At 77.1% G+C, this 18,436-nt stretch carries 12 protein-coding genes and 2 pseudogenes; all 14 read left to right on the top strand.

Translation table 11 applies throughout. The features are described 5' to 3' along the window. Positions 1 to 7: 7 nt before the first annotated feature. Entirely contained in the window at positions 8 to 796 is a 789-nt protein-coding gene (locus ACFYVJ_RS31580) for a CbtA family protein (RefSeq protein WP_388898991.1), read from the top strand. 242 nt (positions 797 to 1,038) lie between these two features. Beyond that, positions 1,039 to 1,284 (top strand): annotated as a pseudogene (locus ACFYVJ_RS31575) (cobalamin biosynthesis protein); the annotation flags it as partial. 459 nt (positions 1,285 to 1,743) lie between these two features. Beyond that, entirely contained in the window at positions 1,744 to 2,571 is an 828-nt protein-coding gene (locus tag ACFYVJ_RS31570) for a CobD/CbiB family cobalamin biosynthesis protein (protein ID WP_388898988.1), read from the top strand. Then, positions 2,568 to 6,233, top strand: a complete 3,666-nt coding sequence (gene cobN / locus ACFYVJ_RS31565) for a cobaltochelatase subunit CobN (RefSeq protein ID WP_388898836.1) — start codon at positions 2,568 to 2,570, stop codon at positions 6,231 to 6,233. Before ACFYVJ_RS31570 ends, cobN begins: the two co-directional genes overlap by 4 nt. A 114-nt stretch (positions 6,234 to 6,347) precedes the next feature. Next, on the top strand, positions 6,348 to 8,522 hold the full coding sequence (locus ACFYVJ_RS31560) for a putative cobaltochelatase (protein ID WP_388898834.1): 2,175 nt from the start codon (positions 6,348 to 6,350) through the stop codon (positions 8,520 to 8,522). Further along, the gene (gene cobO, locus ACFYVJ_RS31555) at positions 8,522 to 9,145 is read left to right on the top strand and encodes a cob(I)yrinic acid a,c-diamide adenosyltransferase (protein ID WP_388898832.1); all 624 of its coding nucleotides are present in this window, start codon (positions 8,522 to 8,524) and stop codon (positions 9,143 to 9,145) included. The genes ACFYVJ_RS31560 and cobO overlap by 1 nt, the downstream gene beginning before the upstream one ends. 7 nt (positions 9,146 to 9,152) lie before the next feature. After that, positions 9,153 to 10,577 (top strand): cobyrinate a,c-diamide synthase, encoded by a 1,425-nt coding sequence (locus tag ACFYVJ_RS31550; protein ID WP_388898829.1) that lies wholly within the window; start codon positions 9,153 to 9,155, stop codon positions 10,575 to 10,577. Further along, positions 10,574 to 11,302, top strand: coding sequence for a precorrin-2 C(20)-methyltransferase (cobI, locus tag ACFYVJ_RS31545; RefSeq protein ID WP_388898826.1), 729 nt, complete (start codon positions 10,574 to 10,576; stop codon positions 11,300 to 11,302). The genes ACFYVJ_RS31550 and cobI overlap by 4 nt, the downstream gene beginning before the upstream one ends. 164 nt (positions 11,303 to 11,466) lie before the next feature. Further along, positions 11,467 to 12,255 carry a precorrin-4 C(11)-methyltransferase gene (gene cobM, locus ACFYVJ_RS31540; RefSeq protein ID WP_388898985.1) on the top strand — a complete coding sequence of 263 codons (789 nt, stop codon included), beginning with the start codon at positions 11,467 to 11,469 and terminating at the stop codon, positions 12,253 to 12,255. A 67-nt stretch (positions 12,256 to 12,322) separates the two neighbouring features. Further along, positions 12,323 to 13,540, top strand: a complete 1,218-nt coding sequence (locus tag ACFYVJ_RS31535; RefSeq protein ID WP_388898823.1) for a cobalt-precorrin-5B (C(1))-methyltransferase — start codon at positions 12,323 to 12,325, stop codon at positions 13,538 to 13,540. Positions 13,541 to 14,244: 704 nt separating this feature from the next. After that, positions 14,245 to 15,639 carry a precorrin-6y C5,15-methyltransferase (decarboxylating) subunit CbiE gene (cbiE, locus tag ACFYVJ_RS31530; RefSeq protein WP_388898821.1) on the top strand — a complete coding sequence of 465 codons (1,395 nt, stop codon included), beginning with the start codon at positions 14,245 to 14,247 and terminating at the stop codon, positions 15,637 to 15,639. After that, entirely contained in the window at positions 15,636 to 17,348 is a 1,713-nt protein-coding gene (cobJ, locus tag ACFYVJ_RS31525) for a precorrin-3B C(17)-methyltransferase (protein ID WP_388898818.1), read from the top strand. Before cbiE ends, cobJ begins: the two co-directional genes overlap by 4 nt. Next, on the top strand, positions 17,336 to 17,635 hold the full coding sequence (locus ACFYVJ_RS31520; protein ID WP_388898815.1) for an indolepyruvate ferredoxin oxidoreductase subunit alpha: 300 nt from the start codon (positions 17,336 to 17,338) through the stop codon (positions 17,633 to 17,635). The genes cobJ and ACFYVJ_RS31520 overlap by 13 nt, the downstream gene beginning before the upstream one ends. Continuing rightward, positions 17,632 to 18,195: pseudogene (locus ACFYVJ_RS31515) on the top strand (precorrin-8X methylmutase); the annotation flags it as partial. The gene ACFYVJ_RS31520 and the pseudogene ACFYVJ_RS31515, both read left to right, overlap by 4 nt. Positions 18,196 to 18,436: the final 241 nt, after the last annotated feature.

The following is an 18,436-nucleotide window of genomic DNA, read 5'->3' as shown; positions in this document are numbered from 1 at the left end:
GATCACACTGAACTCTGCTGCGGTGCGCGGGCTGTTGCTGCGCGGGATGCTGGCGGGGCTGGGCGCGGGGGTGCCGGCGCTGGTCGTCGCGTACGTCGCGGGCGAACCGCAGGTGGATGCGGCGATCGACCAGGAGGCGCACGCGGCCGGTCACGGTGCGGGTGCGGGTGCGGGTGCGGGTGCCGGTTCCGGAGAAGAAGAGGAACTGGTCAGCCGCTCCCTGCAGTCCACGGCCGGCCTCGCGACGGGCATGCTCGTCTACGGCGTCGCGCTCGGCGGCCTCGCGGCGCTGGCGGTCGCGTACGCCCTGGGCCGGATCGGCCGCTTCGGGCCGCGGGCGACGGCGCTGCTGCTGGCGCTGGGCGGACTGGTCACGGTCTCCGTGGTGCCGTTTCTCACCTACCCGGCGAACCCACCGGGTGTCGGCGATCCGTCGACGGTCGGTTCACGGACGGCGCAGTACTTCCTGATGGTGCTGCTGAGCGTGCTGCTGGCGGTCGGTGCGGCGGTGGTCGGGCGGGCGCTGGTGCCGCGACTGGGCGGCTGGTACGCGACGGTGGCGGGCGGTGCGGTGTTCGTGGCGGCGGCGGGGGTGGCGGCGGCGTTGCTGCCGGAGTCGTCGGTGGAGGTGCCGGAGGGGTATCCGGCGGATCTGCTGTGGCGGTTCAGGTTGGCGTCTTTGGGGGTGCACGGGGTGTTGTGGGTGGGGTTCGGGTTGCTGTTCGGGGAGTTGGCGGAGAGGTTGCTGGTGAGGGGTGGGGTGAGGCGGCGGCCGCGGGCGCCGGTGGCGGGTTGAGGGGGTTGTTCCCCGACCCCGCCCCTTCCCGAAACTCGGGGGCTGCGCCCCCGAGACCCCGCCGGGGCTGCGCCCCCTGCCCCGCTCGGGGCTCCGCCCCGAACCCCGCGGGGGCTTGCGCCCCCGGCCCGCGGACGGCTTCGTAGCCCGCCCGAGGCCGGGGCGGGCGCCCCGCCACTCCGGGGGCTTCGCCCCCATACCACCGAAAGCCCACCGGCCCAGACCTCGCACCGAACGGCACCATGAAACCCGACAACGCGTCACACCCCGCCCGGCTCATCGGCGCCCGCCCGCTGGCGTACGCCGTGGGCGCCACCCTCGGCTACGCCGCCGACCACGTCTTCGGCGACCCCCGCCGCGCCCACCCGGTAGCGGCCTTCGGCCGCGCTGCCGCAGCCCTCGAATCCCGCCTCTGGCGCGACAACCGCGCGGCGGGGGCGGTGCACACGGCACTCTGCGTAGGCGCCACGGTGGCGACCGCCGCCCTGGCCTCGGCGGCAACCCGCAGGGGGGCAGGCCCGGCTTGGGGACAGAGCCCCGAGGCGCGTGCGGATGCGGGGGCGAGGCGAAGCGGCGGCGGACGCACGGCCGTGGCCCCGGGCCCGCGCGCGGGGCTTTCGGACGCAGCCCCGGGCGGGAGTGCGGCGCCAAGCCCCGAAAAGGGCCGGGGCGAGGGCACGAGGCGCAGCCTTCACCGACACACGGGCGCGGACCGGGGCCCGGGCGCGGGGCACAGCCCCGAGGCGGGCACGGGCGCAGCCCCGGCGGTGCCCCAGGGGCGCAGCCCCGAGGGGCACGCGGGGGCGGCCCCGGCACCGGGTTCGGGGCGCAGCCCCAAGGGGGTCAGGGGCGCAGCCCCGGCGGGGCCTCGGGGGCGCGGCCCCCGAGTTTCGGGAAGGGGCGGGGTCGGGGAACAACTCCCCCTCGCCACCCAACCCGGCTCCGGCCTGCCCGCCGGTCCGCGCCCGACGCGCAGCCCCGAAAGGCCCGCGGGCGTAGCCCCGGTGCAGGCATGGGGGCGCGGCGCCCGAGGGGCGGGAAGCGGCGGGGGGCGGGAGCAGGTTGCGGCCGTTCTCCTCGTCGCGTTCGGGGCCTGGGCCGTCCTCGGCGGGGCCTCCCTCCGCCGTGAAGCCCTCGGCATCGCCCACGCCCTCCACACCCACGACCTCGACGACGCCCGCCACCGCCTCCCCCGCCTCTGCGGCCGCGACCCCCACCACCTCGGCGAAGCCGACATCGCCCGGGCCGTCGTCGAGTCCGTCGCCGAGAACACCTCCGACGCCGTCGTCGGCGCCCTCCTCTGGGGCGCGGTCGGTGGCGTTCCCGGGCTCGCCGGCTTCCGGGCCGTCAACACCCTCGACGCCATGGTCGGGCACAGGTCCGCCCGCTATCTGCGGTTCGGCTGGGCCGCCGCCCGGCTCGACGATCTCGTCGGCTATCCCGGCGCCCGGCTCACCGCCGCGCTCGCGGCGCTCGCCGGGCCCGATCCCCGCGCCGCCCTGCGCGTCTGGCGGCAGGACGGGCCGCGGCATCCCAGCCCCAACGCCGGCCCCGTGGAAGCCGCGTTCGCCGGTGCGCTCGGGCTGCGGCTCGGTGGGGAGCTGTCGTATGCCGGGCGGGCCGAGCACCGGGCCGTGCTCAATCCGGCCGGGCGCGCTCCCGGCGTGGACGACATCGAGCGTGCCGTCCGCCTCTCCTCCCGTGTCTCCTTCCTCGCCCTCCTCATCACCACCCTCGCCGCCGCCCTCCTCCCCACCGAAGCGAGTCACGCATGACCACCGTCCTCCTCCTCTCCACGGCCGACACCGACCTCCTCGCCGCCCGCGCCTCCGGGGCGGACTTCCGGATCGCCAACCCGTCCCGCACCGGTCCCGACGACCTGCCCGCCCTCCTCGACGGCACCGACCTCGTCGTCGTCCGTCTCCTCGGCGGCAAGCGCGCCTGGGAGGACGGGCTCGCGGCCCTCCGGGCCGCCGGGCTGCCCACCGTGCTGCTCGGCGGGGAGTCCGTGCCGGACGCCGAGTTGATGGCCGAGTCGTCCGTGCCCGCCGGGGTGGTCGCCGAGGCGCTGCGGTATCTCGTGGAGGGCGGGCCCGCGAACCTCGCCGAGCTGAACCGGTTCCTGTCGGACACCGTGCTGCTCACCGGCGAGGGCTTCGCCTCGCCGCGCGGGATGCCCGCGTACGGGACGCACGGTTCGTACGGGCTGAAGGACGACCGGCCCACCGTCGGCGTGCTCTTCTACCGCGCCCACGAGCTCTCCGGGAACACCGCCTTCGTCGACACCCTCTGCCAGGCCGTCGAGGCGCACGGCGCCAACGCCCTGCCCGTGTACTGCGGTTCGCTGCGCGGCGCGGAGCCCGGGCTGTTCGAGCTGCTGGGGCGCGCGGACGCGCTCGTCGCCACCGTCCTCGCCTCCGGCGGTACGCGGCCGGGCGACGCCTCCGCCGGCGGGGACGACGAGGCGTGGGACGTCGGCGCGCTCGCGGAGCTGGACGTGCCGGTGCTCCAGGGGCTGTGCCTGACCTCGGCCCGCGCCGCGTGGCTGGACTCGGACGCGGCGCTGTCGCCGATGGACGCGGCGATGCAGGTGGCGATCCCGGAGTTCGACGGGCGGCTGGTGACGGTGCCGTTCTCGTTCAAGGAGGACGGTCCCGACGGCGTGCCGGTGTACGTCGCGGACGCCGAGCGCGCCGCGCGGGTCGCGGGGATCGCGGTGCGGCACGCGCGGCTGCGGCACACGCCGAATGCCGGGAAGCGGATCGGGCTGGTCTTCACCGCGTACCCCACCAAGCACTCCCGGGTCGGCAACGCGGTCGGCCTGGACACGCCCGCCTCCGCGGTCAGGCTGCTCGACGCGCTACGGGCCGCGGGGTACCGCGTCGACGGCCACCCGGACGACGGCGACGAGCTGATCCACCGGCTGATCGCCGCGGGCGGGCACGACGTGGAGTGGCTGACGGAGGAGCAGTTGGCGGCGGCGCCCGCGCGCGTGCCGCTGGCCGACTACGAGCGGTGGTTCGCGGCGCTGGACCCTGCGTTGCGGGCCTCGGTGGTCGAGCACTGGGGTGAGCCGCCGGGCGGGCTGTACGTGGACGACGGCGACGCCGGACCCGCGATCGTGCTGGCGTCGCTGCGCTTCGGCAACGTGGTGGTGATGATCCAGCCGCCGCGCGGCTTCGGCGAGAACCCCATCGCCATCTACCACGACCCGGACATGCCGCCGTCGCACCACTACCTGGCCGCGTATCGCTGGCTGGACCGCACGTTCGGCGCCGACGCGCTCGTGCACATGGGCAAGCACGGCACGATGGAGTGGCTGCCGGGCAAGGGGCTCGGTCTGTCGGCGGGCTGTGCGCCGGACGCGGTGCTGGGAGACCTGCCGCTGGTGTACCCGTTCATCGTCAACGACCCGGGCGAGGGCACCCAGGCCAAGCGCCGCGGGCACGCGACGGTGGTCGACCACCTCGTGCCGCCGATGGCCCGCGCCGACTCGTACGGCGACCTGGCGAAGCTGGAGCAGTTGCTGGACGAGTACGCGCTCGTCTCCGACCTCGATCCGGCGAAGGCGCCCGCGGTGCGCAGCCAGATCTGGACGCTGGTGCGGGCCGCCGAGCTGCACCACGACCTGCATGTGGCGGAGCAGCCGGAGGACGCGGACTTCGACGAGTTCGTGCTGCACGTCGACGGCTGGCTGTGCGAGATCAAGGACGTGCAGATACGGGACGGGCTGCACGTGCTCGGCGCAGGACCGGTCGGCGAGCCGCGGGTGAACCTGGCCCTGGCGGTGCTGCGTTCTGCGCAGGTGTGGGGCGGCACCGGCGGCGCGCTGCCGGGGCTGCGGGCGGCGCTGGCGGCCCGGGTGGGGCTGGTCGAGGCGGACCTGCTGGCGGAGCCGGGAGCGAGGGTCGCGGTGCCGGTGGCGCTGACGGAGCGGGCGGACGGGCCGGCGCGTACCGCGTCGGACGCGGTCGACCTGCTGGAGGCGCTGGCGCGGCGGCTTGCGGAGGGTCTTGAGGAGCGCGGCTGGGAGCGCGCGGCGGTGCCTGAGGTCGTCGCGGAGGTGCTGGGCGGTGACGCGGATACGGCAGACGTGGTGCGGGTGCTGGAGTTCGCGTGCGCGGAGGTCGTGCCCCGGCTGCGCCGTACGGGCGAGGAGATCGGCAACGTGCTGCACGCGCTCGACGGCGGCTACGTTCCCGCCGGCCCCTCCGGCTCCCCCACCCGCGGGCTCGTCAACGTGCTGCCGACCGGCCGCAACTTCTACTCCGTCGACCCCAAGGCCATCCCCTCCCGGCTCTCCTGGGACGTCGGCAGCGCCCTCGCCGACTCCCTCCTCGCCCGCCACCTCGCCGACCACGGCGCGTACCCGAGGTCCGTGGGGCTCACGGTCTGGGGCACCTCCTGCATGCGCACCCAGGGCGACGACATCGCGGAGATCCTGGCGCTGCTGGGCTGCCGTCCGGTGTGGGACGACGCGTCGCGGCGGGTGACGGGCTTCGAGGTGGTGCCGGCCGCGGAGCTGGGCCGGCCGCGCATCGACGTGACGGTACGCATCTCCGGCTTCTTCCGCGACGCCTTCCCGCACGTCGTCGGCCTGATGGACGACGCGGTGCGCGCGGTCGCGGAGCTGGACGAGCCGCCGGAGGCGAACTTCGTACGGGCGCACGCGGACGAGGACACCGCCGTCCACGGCGACCGCCGCCGCGCCACCGCCCGCATCTTCGGCTCCAAGCCCGGCGCGTACGGCGCGGGCCTGCTGCCGCTGATCGACGCCCGCAACTGGCGCTCGGACGCCGACCTCGCGGAGGTCTACGCGGTCTGGGGCGGCTACGCCTACGGCCGCGGGCTCGACGGGCGGGCGGCACGCGGCGACATGGAGGCGGCGTTCCGGCGGATCCAGGTGGCGGCGAAGAACGTCGACACCCGCGAGCACGACATCGCCGACGCCGACGACTACTTCCAGTACCACGGCGGCATGGTGGCGATGGTCCGCCATCTGACCGGCGGCTCGCCGGAGGCGTACATCGGCGACAGCGCCGTGCCCGAGCAGGTGAAGACGCGCACGCTCGGCGAGGAGACGCACCGCGTCTTCCGCGCCCGGGTGGTGAACCCGCGCTGGACGGCGGCGATGCGGCGGCACGGCTACAAGGGCGCGTTCGAGATGGCCGCCACCGTCGACTACCTCTTCGGCTACGACGCGACCGCGGGCGTGGTGGACGACTGGATGTACGAGAAGCTCGCCGCCGAGTACGTCTTCGACGCCGAGAACCAGGAGTTCATGCGGCGCGCCAACCCGTGGGCCCTGCGCGGGATCGGCGAACGGCTGCTGGAGGCGGCCGAGCGGGGCCTGTGGACGGAGCCGGACCAGCGGACCCTGGCCCGGCTCCGGGAGATCTACCTCGAACTCGAGGGCGATCTGGAGGGGGAGGAATGACCCACAGGACGCGGACCTGCAAGTCCGCTCCGCGCCCGGCACGTACACGCTGGCATGATTCTTCCCCGTATCACAGCAGTTGACCGCAATATCACCCGTTGGAGGGGCCCGCGCATGAACACCGGTGCGCCGCACTACCCGTTCACCGCCGTCGTCGGCATGGCAGAACTCCGGCTCGCGCTGCTGCTCAACGCCGTGTCCCCGGCGGTCGGCGGGGTGCTCGTGCGCGGCGAGAAGGGGACGGCCAAATCGACCGCCGTACGAGCCCTCGCCGCGCTGCTCCCCGAGGTCGACGTCATAGCCGGCTGCCGTTTCTCCTGCGATCCGGCCGCGCCGGACGCCGGCTGCCCGGACGGACCGCACGAGCCCGCCCGCGCGCACGACGTGCGGGCGGCGCGGATGGTCGAGCTGCCCGTGGGCGCCTCCGAGGACCGGCTCGCGGGCGCGCTGGACATCGAACGGGCGCTGGCCGAGGGCCGCAAGACGTTCGAGCCCGGGCTGCTGGCGGAGGCGCACCGCGGCGTGCTGTACGTGGACGAGGTCAACCTGCTCCACGACCACCTCGTCGACCTGCTGCTGGACGCGGCGGCCATGGGCGCCAACTACGTGGAGCGCGAGGGCGTCTCCGTGCGGCACGCGGCGCGCTTCCTGCTGGTGGGCACCATGAACCCGGAGGAGGGCGAGCTGCGCCCGCAGTTGCTGGACCGGTTCGGGCTGACGGTGGAGGTCGCCGCGTCCCGCGAGCCCGCGGAGCGGGCGGACGTGGTGCGGCGGCGGCTGGCGTACGACGCGGACGCGGCCGGCTTCGCGGCCCGCTGGGCGGCGGAGGAAGACGCGCTGCAGGCGCGGATCGCGGCGGCGCGGGCGCTGCTGCCGGCGGTGGTGCTGGGCGATGCGGCGCTGCGGCAGATCACGGCGACGTGCGCGGCGTTCGAGGTGGACGGGATGCGCGCGGACATCGTCATGGCCCGTACGGCGACGGCGCTGGCGGCGTGGTCGGGGCGTACGGAGGTGGCGGCGGAGGACGTACGGCAGGCGGCGCTGCTGGCGCTGCCGCACCGGCGGCGGCGCAACCCGTTCGACGCGCCGGGCCTCGACGAGGAGAAGCTGGACGACACGCTACGGGAGCACGGCGGCACCGGCGAGGGCCCGCCGGACGGCGACGGCGGCGGGGCGCCGCCCGGGGAGGCGGCGGGACCGGACGGCGCGGACGGAGCCGAAGCCGCGCCCCAGGAGCGACCCGGTGCCGACACCTCCCGGGACCCCGCACCGCAGGACGCCGCCGGTACGGACGACGCCCCCGAACCCCCCGGCTCCGCCCCCGCCGCCACCCGTGCCCCGGCGGAGGAACCCGGCGCGGAGCCCCACCCGCCCGGGACCGCGCCACCCCCGCCCGACGGGCAACCCGCCGCCCCCGCCGAGCCGTTCCGCACCCGCCGCCTCGACGTCCCCGGCGTCGGGGAGGGCGCCGCCGGACGCCGCTCCCGTGCCCGTACCGCCCACGGCCGCACCACCGGCGCCCGCCGCCCCCGCGGCGCCCTCGGCACCCTGCACCTCGCCGCCACCGTCCAGGCCGCCGCCCCGCATCAGCTCGCGCGCGGCCGCCGCGGCCCCGGTCTCGTCGTCCGCCGCGACGACCTGCGCGAGGCCGTCCGCGAGGGCCGCGAGTCGAACCTGGTGCTCTTCGCCGTCGACGCCTCCGGGTCCATGGGCGCGCGGCAGCGCATGGGCGCCGTGAAGGGCGCGGTGCTGTCGCTGCTGCTGGACGCGTACCAGCGCCGCGACAAGGTCGGCCTGGTCACCTTCCGCGGCCGGGACGCGGAGTTGGCGCTGCCGCCGACCTCGTCGGTGGACGCCGCGGCGGTCCGCCTGGAGCGGCTGCCCACCGGCGGCCGCACCCCGCTGGCAGCCGGGCTGCTGCGGGCCCGCGAGACGCTGCGCGTCGAGCGGCTGCGGGACCCGGCCCGCCGCCCGCTGCTGGTCGTGGTCACGGACGGCCGGGCGACGGGCGGTCAGGAGCCGGTCGGCCGGGCGGCGCGCGCGGCGCGCCTGCTGGCGGCCGAGGGGGTCGCTTCGGTAGTCGTCGACTGCGAGTCGGGGCCGGTGCGGCTCGGGCTCGCGGGCGAACTGGCCCGCGAGCTGCGGGGCACGGCGGTGGCGCTGGGCGAGCTGCGGGCAGAGGCGGTGAGCGGGCTGGTACGGGAGGCCCGGGAGGACCGGCGGGCACGTCCCGTACGCGATGGGCCCGCCGCCGGGCGGGGCGCGACGAGTGCGAGGAGGGCCGCCTGATGCCGAAGGGACAGCCGGCCGCCGTGCCGGACGACGGCCTGACGACGCGGCAGCGCCGCAACCGCCCGCTGGTCGTGGTGCACACGGGCCCGGGCAAGGGCAAGTCCACGGCGGCCTTCGGGCTGGCGCTGCGGGCCTGGAACCAGGGGTGGCCGATCGGGGTGTTCCAGTTCGTGAAGTCCGCCAGGTGGCGGGTGGGCGAAGAACGGGCGCTGCGGGTCCTCGGCGCGAGCGGCGAGGGCGGCACGGTGGCGTGGCACAAGATGGGCGAGGGCTGGTCGTGGATCCAGCGGCCCGCGCGCGACGACGCGGCCGGCGGCGCCGAGCCGGACAACGAGGCGCGGGCCCGGGAGGGCTGGGAGCAGGTCAAGCGGGACCTGGCGGCGGAGACGTACCGGCTGTACGTGCTCGACGAGTTCGCGTACCCGATGCACTGGGGGTGGGTGGACACCGCCGAGGTGATCGCGGTGCTGCGGGACCGTCCTGGCAGCCAGCACGTCGTCGTCACGGGCCGCAACGCGCCGGCGGCGCTGGTCGGGTTCGCCGATCTCGTCACGGAGATGGGCAAGGTCAAACACCCCATGGACGCGGGCCAGAAGGGCCAGCGGGGCATCGAATGGTGAGAGTTCCGTGATCGACATCCCCCGGCTCGTCGTCGCCGCGCCGGCCTCCGGCAGCGGCAAGACGACGGTCGCGACCGGCCTGATGGCGGCGTTCGCCGCCGCCGGCCTGACCGTCTCGCCGCACAAGGCGGGCCCCGACTACATCGACCCCGGCTACCACGCGCTCGCCGTCGCCGGCTCTCCCGGCGGCGGCCGCCCGGGCCGCAACCTGGACGCGCACATGTGCGGCCCCGGCCTGATCGCCCCGCTGTTCGCGCACGGCGCGGCGGGCGCGGACGTGGCGGTCGTGGAGGGCGTGATGGGCCTGTACGACGGCGCCTCCGGCGCGGGCGAGTCGGGCTCGACGGCGGAGCTGGCGAAGCTGCTGCGGGCGCCGGTGGTGCTGGTGGTCGACGCCTCGGGGCAGTCGCGGTCGGTGGCGGCGCTGGTGCACGGCTTCGCGTCCTGGGATCCGCAGGTACGGATCGGAGGCGTCATCCTCAACAAGGTCGCCTCCGACCGCCACGAGTCGCTGCTCCGCGAGTCCCTGGACGCGGCGGGCGTCCCGGTCCTGGGCGCCCTGCGCCGCGACCCGGAACTGGCGGCGCCGGCACGGCACCTGGGCCTGGTCCCGGCGGCGGAGCGGCGCCCGGAGGCGGTGGCGGCGGTACGGGCCCTGGCGGCGCGGGTACGCGAGTCGTGCGACGTACGGGAACTGCTGCGGCTGGCCCGTACGGCACCGCCGCTGCCGGCGGAGCCGTGGTCGGCGGCGGAGGCGGTGGCGGCGGCCGAGCCGCCGGTGCCGGAGGCGTCGGCGACGGGACCGGGGAGTACCCGCCGCCCCGCCGGACGGCCGGTGGTCGCCATGGCGTCCGGGCCCGCGTTCACCTTCGCGTACGCCGAGCACGCCGAACTCCTCGCCGCCGCCGGCGCCGACGTCGTCCCCTTCGACCCCCTGCACGACGAAGCCCTGCCGCCCCGCACCCGCGCCCTCGTCATCGGCGGCGGCTTCCCCGAGGTGTACGGCGGCGGGCTGGCCGCCAACGAGCCGCTGCGCCGCGACGTCGCCCGGCTCGCCGCCACCGGCGCACCGGTGGCCGCCGAGTGCGCGGGCCTGGTCTACCTCGCCCGCGACCTCGACGGCGCACCCATGTGCGGCGTGCTGGACGCCCGGGCCCGTATGACCGACGTGCTCACCCTCGGCTACCGCGACGCCGTCGCCGTCGCCGACAGCGCGCTCGCCGCCGCCGGCACCCGGGTGCGCGGCCACGAGTTCCACCGCACCGCCCTCGACCCGCCCGCGGGCGAGACGCCCGCATGGGGGATGACGCGGCCGGTCCGGCGCGTCGAAGGATTCGTACGGGGCGGCGTCCACGCCTCGTACCTGCACGTGCACTGGGCCGCCGCCCCCGCCATGGCGCGCCGGCTCGTCGAAGGGTGTGAAACGGCATGAGCATGCGACTCGTCGGCGTCGGGGTGGGCCCCGGCGACCCCGAGCTGGTCACGGTCAAGGGCGCGGGCGCGCTGCGGACGGCGGCGGTGGTCGTCGTCCCCGTGATGGAGGGCGGCGGCACGGGCCGCGCGGAGGCGACGGTGCTGCACTACGTCGACGAGGCGAAGGTCGTGCGCGTCGTCTTCGCGCTCAACGAGCGCAGCGACGCCGCGCGCCGCGAGGCGGCGTGGGACGCGGCGGGCGCCCGGGTCGCGGAACTGCTGCGCGCGCACCGCTCGGTGGCGTTCGCCACGCTCGGCGACCCCAACGTGTACTCGACGTTCACGTACCTCGCCGCGACCGTCACCGCCCTGCTCCCGGACGTACGGATCGAGAGCGTGCCCGGCATCACCGCGATGCAGGACCTGGCGGCCCGCGGCGGCGCGGTGCTCGCGGAGGGCACGGAGCCGCTGACGCTGGTGCCGGTGACGGCGGGCACGGCGGTGCTGAAGGAGGCGCTGCGGGGGCCGGGAACGGTGGTGGCGTACAAGTTCGGCCGGCTGGCGGGCGAGGTGGTGGGGGTGCTGGCGGAGACGGGCCGGATGGAGGGGGCGGTGTGGGGATCGTCGCTGGGTCTGGCGGAGGAGTCGGTGCGGCCGGCGGCGGAGCTGGGGGCGGAGGCGCTGCCGTACCTGTCGACGCTGATCGCGCCGGCGCGGCGGACGGGGCGGGGCGAGAAGCTGTGAACGGGAAGGGGATGCCGGGCCAGCGCCCGTACGCGAAGGGGAGCCCGCGCGTGAAGGGGAGCACGCACACGAAGGGGAGCCCGGCCGCGCAGCCGGAACCGGAACCGGACGCGAACCCCGAACCGAACCCGCAGACGGCGCAACGCCCGCCCGCCACCGGCAAGGTGACGTTCGTCGGGGCCGGGCCGGGCGCGGCGGATCTGCTGACGTTCCGGGCCGCGCGCGCCATCGCGGAGGCGGACGTCGTGATCTGGGCGGCGAGCCTCGTCCACGAGGACGTACTCCGGCACGCCCGCGCGGACGCGGAGATCGTCGACTCGGCGGCGGTGCCGCTGGAGGAGGTCGTCGCGGTCTACGCGCGGGCGGCAGGCGCGGGGCTGCGGGTGGCGCGGGTGCACTCCGGCGACCCGGCGCTGTGGGGCGGCACGCAGGAGCAGGTCGAGCGGTGCGAGGCGCTGGGGCTTGAGGTGGAGATCGTGCCGGGGGTGTCGTCGTTCTCGGCGGCGGCGGCCGCGGCGGGGCGGGAGCTGACGGTCCCGGAGGTGGCGCAGTCGGTGATCCTCACGCGGCTGGGCGGCGGGAAGACGCCGATGCCGGGCGGCGAGGAGGTGCGGGAGTTCGCGCGGCACGGCACGACGATGGCGGTGTTCCTGTCGGCGGCCCGCTCGGGGCGGCTGGCGGAAGAGCTGCTGGCGGGCGGGTACGCGGCACAGACGCCGGTGGTGGTGGCGTACCGGGTGACGTGGCCGGACGAGCTGGTGGTGCGCTGCACGGTCGGCACGCTGGCGGCGGCGGTGAAGGAGCACCGGCTGTGGAAGCACACGCTGTTCCTGGTCGGCCCGGCGCTGGGGGCGGCGGGCACGCGGTCGCACCTGTACCACCCGGGCCACTTCCACGGCTTCCGCCGGGCGGACCCGGCGGCGCGGAGGGCGCTGCGCGGCGGCGGCGAGTAGGGCGGGGTCCGGTGCGAGTCGGCGGAGAGGAGGGGAGCGGATGACCGGGGACGCGCGGGAACGGAACATGCGGGAACGAGACGCGAAGGAACCGCACGCGCGGGAAGCGGACTTGCCGGAACCGGCCCCGCGGGAACCGGACCCGCCGGGGCCCGACCTCCGTGAGCCCGACCTGCCGCGTACCGCGAAGGTGCGGCAGAAGGCGTTGCGTACCGGATGGACCACCGGCACCTGCGCGTCGGCCGCCGCGCGCGCCGCGGCGCTGCTGCTGGCGACCGGCGAGGCGCGGCGGTGGGTGGAGGTGGCGCTGCCGTCGGGGCGGCGGGTGACGTTCGCGGTGGAGCGGGCGGTGGAGCTGCGGCCGGGGCGTACCGAGGCCGTGGTGGTGAAGGACGCGGGCGACGATCCGGACGTCACGCACGGCTCGCACCTGACGGCGACGGTCAGTTGGCGGCCGCGGCCCGGGCTCGAACTGCACGGCGGTGTGGGGGTGGGGGTGGTGACGAAGCCGGGCCTCGGCCTGGAGCTGGGCGGCCCGGCGATCAACCCCGTGCCGCGGCGGATGATCACGCAGGCGGTGGCGGAGGTCGTGGACCTGGGACGGCGGGGTCTGGACGTGACGATCAGCGTGCCGGACGGCGAGCGGCGGGCGCGGAAGACGACGAACGCGCGGCTGGGGATCCTGGGCGGCATCTCCATCCTCGGTACGACGGGCATCGTGCGGCCGTTCTCGACGGCGTCGTGGCGGGCGAGCGTCGAGCAGGCGGTGTCGGTGGCGGCGGCGCAGGGCGAGACGGCGGTGGTGCTGTGCACGGGCGGCCGGACGGAGCGGGGGGCGATGGAACTGCTGCCGGGGCTGCCGGCGGTGTGCTTCGTGGAGGTGGGGGACTTCACGGGGGCGGCGCTGCGGCGGGCTGTGGCGCAGGGGGTGGAGCGGGTGGTGTTCGTCGGCATGGTCGGGAAGCTGACGAAGCTGGCGGCGGGGGTGCTGATGACGCACTACACGCGCTCGAAGGTGGACCCGGGGGTGCTGGCGGAGATCACACGCGCGGCGGGCGGGGCGGAGGGCCTGGCGGCGGAGGTGGGAGCCGCGAACACGGGGCGGCACGCGTACGAGTTGTGGGAGGCGGCGGGTCTGCTGCCGGCGGCGGGGCGGGAGTTGTGCGGGCGGGTGGCGGAGGTGCTGGAGCGCTTCACGGAGCGGAGGGTCGCGGCGGAGGCGGCGATGGTGGACTTCACGGGGCGGGTGCTGGTGGCGCGGAGCGACGGGGAGTTGCTGCGGTGATCACGGTCATAGGCTGCGGCACGGGTTCGCCTCCGGCGCGGATCGAGGATGCGGCGCTGGTGGTGGGCGCGGCCCGCCACCTGGCGGAGGCGGAGCTGCCACGGGACGCGGAACGCGTGCCCCTGGGCCCGCTGGGCCCGGCCCTGGACCGGATCGCGGCGTATGTCGAGGGAGCTGCATGGCCGGCGAAGCCGCGGGGTGCGGGTGGGTCGAAGTCCTCCGCGAGGCCGGGGACGGAGTCCCAAGGGACTCCCGGGGCGGAACTCCGGGCAGAGACGAGGGAGACGCGTGACTGGCCCGCGGCGGAATCGCGGGTCGGCACGGCCCCGGAGCCCCATGAGGGCAGCGGGACGCAGCACCCGGCAGGGCCCGGGGTGCGGCAGGAAGGTGAGTTCGGGGCGGAGTCCCGGGCCGATTCAGGGGCGGCGATGCGTGGGCGGCCCGGGGCGGAATCGCGGGTTGGGCCGGACGCGGAGCCTCACGGGGGCCGCGGGGCAGGGCCCGGAGCGCGGCACGGAGGTCAACTCGGGGCGGAGTCCCGGACCGATTCAGGGGCGGCGATGCGTGGGCGGCCCGGGGCGGAATCGCGGGTTGGGGCAGACGCGAAGCCCCGCGAGGGCCGCGGGGCGCAGCAACCGGCAGGCGCCGGGGCACGGCACGGGAGTGAACTCGGGGCGGAGTCCCGGACCGAGTCGGGCGGGGCGATGCGTGGGCGGTCCGCGGCGGAGTCGCGGGTTGGGGCGGACGCGGGGGCTCGTGGGGCGGAGGCCCCGGTGGGGTCCGGGGCGGAGGCCCGGTTGGGGTCCGGGGGCGGAGCCCTCGGCGGGGGGCTCGGGGGCGCGGCCCCTGAGTTTCGGGAAGGGGCGGAGACGGGGAAGACCCCCCAACCCCCCACCCGCGTCGTCGTACTCGCCTCCGGAGACCCCGGGTTCTTCGGCATCGTCCGGGCACTCGCCGACCGCTTCGGCCCCCGGCTCCTCGACATCCGGCCCGCCGTGCCCTCCCTCGCCGTCGCCTTCGCCCGCGCCGGGCTCCCCTGGGACGACGCCGTCGTCGTCAGCGCCCACGGGCGCGACCTCCGTACCGCCGTCAACGTCTGCCGCGCCCACCCCAAGACCGCCGTCCTCACCGGCCCCGGCGCCGGCCCCGCCGAACTCGGCGCCGCGCTCGCCGCCTCCGGCGTGCCCCGTACCCTCGTCGTCGGCACCGGACTCGGCTCCGCCGACGAGGACGTCGTGCACCTCTCCCCCGCCGACGCCGCTGCCCGCCCCTGGCCGCCGGAGTCCGTCAACGTCGTGCTCTGCCTCGACCCGCGTCCCGGCCGCACCCTCGCCCCCGCGCGGCGTGTCCTCGCGGGCCCCGGCCCGTATCCCCTCGCCCGGCGCCCCGGTGACGGCTGGGCGCTTCCCGAAGGGGACTTCGCGCACCGCGCCGGCATGGTCACCAAGTACGAGGTCCGCGCCCTCGCCCTCGCCCGCCTCGCGCCCCGCCTCGGCGACCTGGTGTGGGACGTGGGCGCCGGGTCCGGGTCCGTCGCGGTGGAGTGCGCGCGGTTCGGGGCCGCCGTCGTCGCCGTGGAGCGGGACGCCGAGGGCGTCGTACGGATCCGGGCCAACGCCGCGGCGCACGGCGTCGACCTGCAGGCGGTGCACGGTACGGCCCCCGCCGCGCTGGCCGGACTCCCCGACCCCGACGCGGTGTTCGTCGGCGGCGGGGGCGGCGACGTGGCGGAGGTCGTCGCGGCGTGCGCGCGGCGGGCGCGGCGGGCGGTGGTCGTGACGCTGGCCGCCGTCGACCGGGTGCCGGGGGTACGCGCCGCGCTGGCGGCGGCCGGGTTCGCGGTGGACGGCGTACTGCTGCAGTCCTCCCGGCTCGCGCCGCTCCCCGGCGAGGTCACGCGACTCGCGGCGACCAACCCGGTGTTCGTCCTCTGGGGCCGCCGGGACGCGAAGGACGTGGAAGAAGCGCAGGACGTACAGGGCACCGGGGCGGAACCCCACCACCGGCCCGCACCCGGACGGCCATCGGCCCACCCGCACCCGACACCTCCCCAGGAGCAACCACCCGTGACCGCCCCGCCCCGCCGGACCGCCCCGTGATCGGCCTCGTCGCCGCGACCGCCGCCGGCTCCGCCGCCGCGCAGCGGCTGGCCGACGCCTGGCCCGGCCGGACCCGCCGCTACGACGAGAGCCCGGTCCGTACGGCCGTCGCGCGTGCCTTCGCCGACTGCGACCAACTGGTCTGCTTTCTCGCCACCGGCGCCACCGTCCGCCTCCTCGCCCCCCTGCTCCGCGACAAGGCCGCCGACCCCGGCGTGGTCTGCGTCGACGAGGCGGGCCGCTTCGCCGTCGCCCTCCTCGGCGGCCACGGCGGCGGCGCGAACGACCTGGCCGCCGAGGTCGCCGACCTGCTCGGCGACGGGTGCACGCCGGTCGTGACCACCGCCACCGACGCCGTCGGCATCCCCGGGCTCGACTCCGTCGGCTGGCCCGTGGAAGGAGCGGTAGCCGCCGTGACGCGCGCGGTGCTGGACGGCGCTCCCGTCGGATTGCGGGCCGACGCGACGTGGCCGCTGCCCGCGCTGCCGCCGCACGTCGGGGTACGCGGCGTGGCCACGGACGTCCGCCTCTACGTCACCGACCGCCGCCTGCCGCTCGCCGCCCGCGAGGCCGTGCTCCGCCCGCCGTCCCTGATCGCCGGCGTGGGGGCCAGCCGCGGCGTCGCAGAGGACGAGGTGCTGGGCCTGATCCGGGACGCCCTCGACGGGGCCGGGTTGAGCCCGCGCTCCGTGGCCGCGCTCGCCACCGTCGACGCCAAGGCCGGAGAACCCGGCCTGCTCGCCGCCGCCGACCGCCTCGGGGTGCCGCTGCGGACCTTCCCCGCCGCCGAGTTGGCCGCCGTCGACGTACCGACGCCGTCCGCCGCGCCCCTCGCCGCCGTCGGCACGCCCAGCGTCGCGGAGGCCGCGGCGCTCACGGCCGCGGGCCCGGGCGCCGAACTCCTCGTACCCAAGCGGAAGTCCACCCCCGCGGACCGGCCCGCCATGGCCACCTGCGCCGTCGCCCGGCGCCGGCCCCGCGGGCGGCTCGCGGTCGTCGGTCTCGGCCCCGGCGCCCGCGACCTGCTGACGCCACGCGCCCGCGCCGAGCTGCTCCGGGCGTCGGTGGTCGTCGGCCTGGACCAGTACGTCGCGCAGATCCGCGACCTGCTCCGCCCCGGCACCCGGGTCCTCGAATCGGGTCTCGGCGCCGAGGAGGAGCGGGCCCGTACCGCCGTCGCCGAGGCCCGCGCCGGGCACGCGGTGGCGCTGGTCGGCAGCGGCGACGCCGGGGTGTACGCGATGGCCTCGCCGGCGCTGGCGGAGGCGGGCGCGGACATCGACGTCGCCGGCGTGCCCGGCGTGACGGCGGCGCTGGCCGCGGCGGCGCTGCTGGGCGCGCCGCTGGGGCACGACCACGTGTCCGTCAGCCTGTCCGACCTGCACACGCCGTGGGAGGTCATCGAGCGCCGGGTGCGGGCGGCGGCGGAGTCGGACCTCGTGGTCACGTTCTACAACCCGCGCAGCCGCGCCCGCCGCCGCCAGCTTCCGGAGGCGCTGGCGCTGCTGGCGAAGCACCGCGAGCCGGAGACGCCGGCCGGTGTCGTACGGAACGCGTCCCGGCCGGACGAGCACGTGCTGCTGACGACGCTCGCGGAACTCGACCCGGAGACCGTGGACATGATGACCGTGGTGACGGTCGGCAACTCGGCGACCCGCGAGATCGCGGGCCGGATGGTGACGCCGCGCGGCTACCGGTGGCAGACGTGAACGCCCGCCGTACGCGCACGGCCGCGTCCCCGAACCGCCCCACCGCCCGAGCCGCCGCGGCCGACGGCCTCCCCGCCCCCCGCCCGCCGGGGCCCCCGGCCCTGACCCTCACCGTCAACGACCGCTGCACCGGCTGCGGCGCCTGCCTCCTCACCTGCCCCGCACACGCCATCCGCCCCCGCGGCGGCGCCCTGTTCGTCCGCGCCGACCTGTGCACCGGCTGTCTGGAGTGCGTGGAGGTCTGCCCGGCCGACGCCATCGATGAGGCCCCCGAGGAGCGCCCGTGACGAGGACCGTCCACCCCATCGAGGAGGAGTCGTACCGCCGGCTGCGCGCCCGCGTCGGCACCGCGCATCTGCCGCCGCTGACCCGCGCGGTGGTCGAGCGGGTGATCCACTCCTCCGCCGATCCCGCCTACGCCGGCGACCTGGTGTGCGACGAGACGTCGCTGCGCGCCGCGCACGCCGCGCTGCGCGCGGGCGCGCCGGTCGTCGCCGACGTCGAGATGGTCGCGGCGGGCATCACCGCCCGCAGGGCGGTCTGCCGGCTGCGCGACGCGCTGGCCGCGCCCGGTCTCACTCGCTCGGCGGCGGCGGTGCGGCTGGCGTACGAGGAGGTGGGCGACGGCGCCGTGTGGGTGGTCGGCTGTGCGCCGACGGCGCTGGACGAGCTGCTCGCGCTGGGCGCGGCACCGGCGCTGGTGGTCGGGCTGCCGGTGGGGTTCGTGGGGGCGGCGGAGAGCAAGGCGGCGCTCCGGGCCACGGGGCTGCCGGCGATCAGCAACGTCTCGGAGAAGGGCGGCTCGGCGGTGGCCGCGGCCGCCCTGAACGCCCTCCTGTACGCGCCGCCCGCGGCGGCGGCGTACCGCACGGACACGGCCCCCGAGACGCCGGGCCCGGCCGCCGGCCCGGCGGACCACGGCCCCGCGGGCCGGAACCAGGCCGCCGGCACCCCGGACCACACCTCCCCCGCCGCCCGGCGGAACCCGCCCTCCCCCGGCGCCGACCCGCCCCCGCGCAGCCCCGGCCCGTAGCCCACCGGCACCGACCCGCCCGGCCCCGCCGGGTCCCGTACCACCGAGGAGACGC

The organism is Streptomyces sp. NPDC004134 (genome assembly GCF_042874195.1).
In the GTDB taxonomy this organism is placed as follows: Bacteria; Actinomycetota; Actinomycetes; order Streptomycetales; family Streptomycetaceae; genus Streptomyces.
This window is presented reverse-complemented; position numbering and strand designations above follow the sequence as displayed.

Coding starts and splice junctions, on each gene's coding strand:
- cbiE (WP_388898821.1), top strand. CDS start 14,245: ATGCGTGGGCGGTCCGCGGCGGAGTCGCGGGTTGGGGCGGACGCGGGG.
- ACFYVJ_RS31560 (WP_388898834.1), top strand. CDS start 6,348: ATGAACACCGGTGCGCCGCACTACCCGTTCACCGCCGTCGTCGGCATG.
- cobO (WP_388898832.1), top strand. CDS start 8,522: ATGCCGAAGGGACAGCCGGCCGCCGTGCCGGACGACGGCCTGACGACG.
- cobI (WP_388898826.1), top strand. CDS start 10,574: ATGAGCATGCGACTCGTCGGCGTCGGGGTGGGCCCCGGCGACCCCGAG.
- cobN (WP_388898836.1), top strand. CDS start 2,568: ATGACCACCGTCCTCCTCCTCTCCACGGCCGACACCGACCTCCTCGCC.
- ACFYVJ_RS31535 (WP_388898823.1), top strand. CDS start 12,323: ATGCGGGAACGAGACGCGAAGGAACCGCACGCGCGGGAAGCGGACTTG.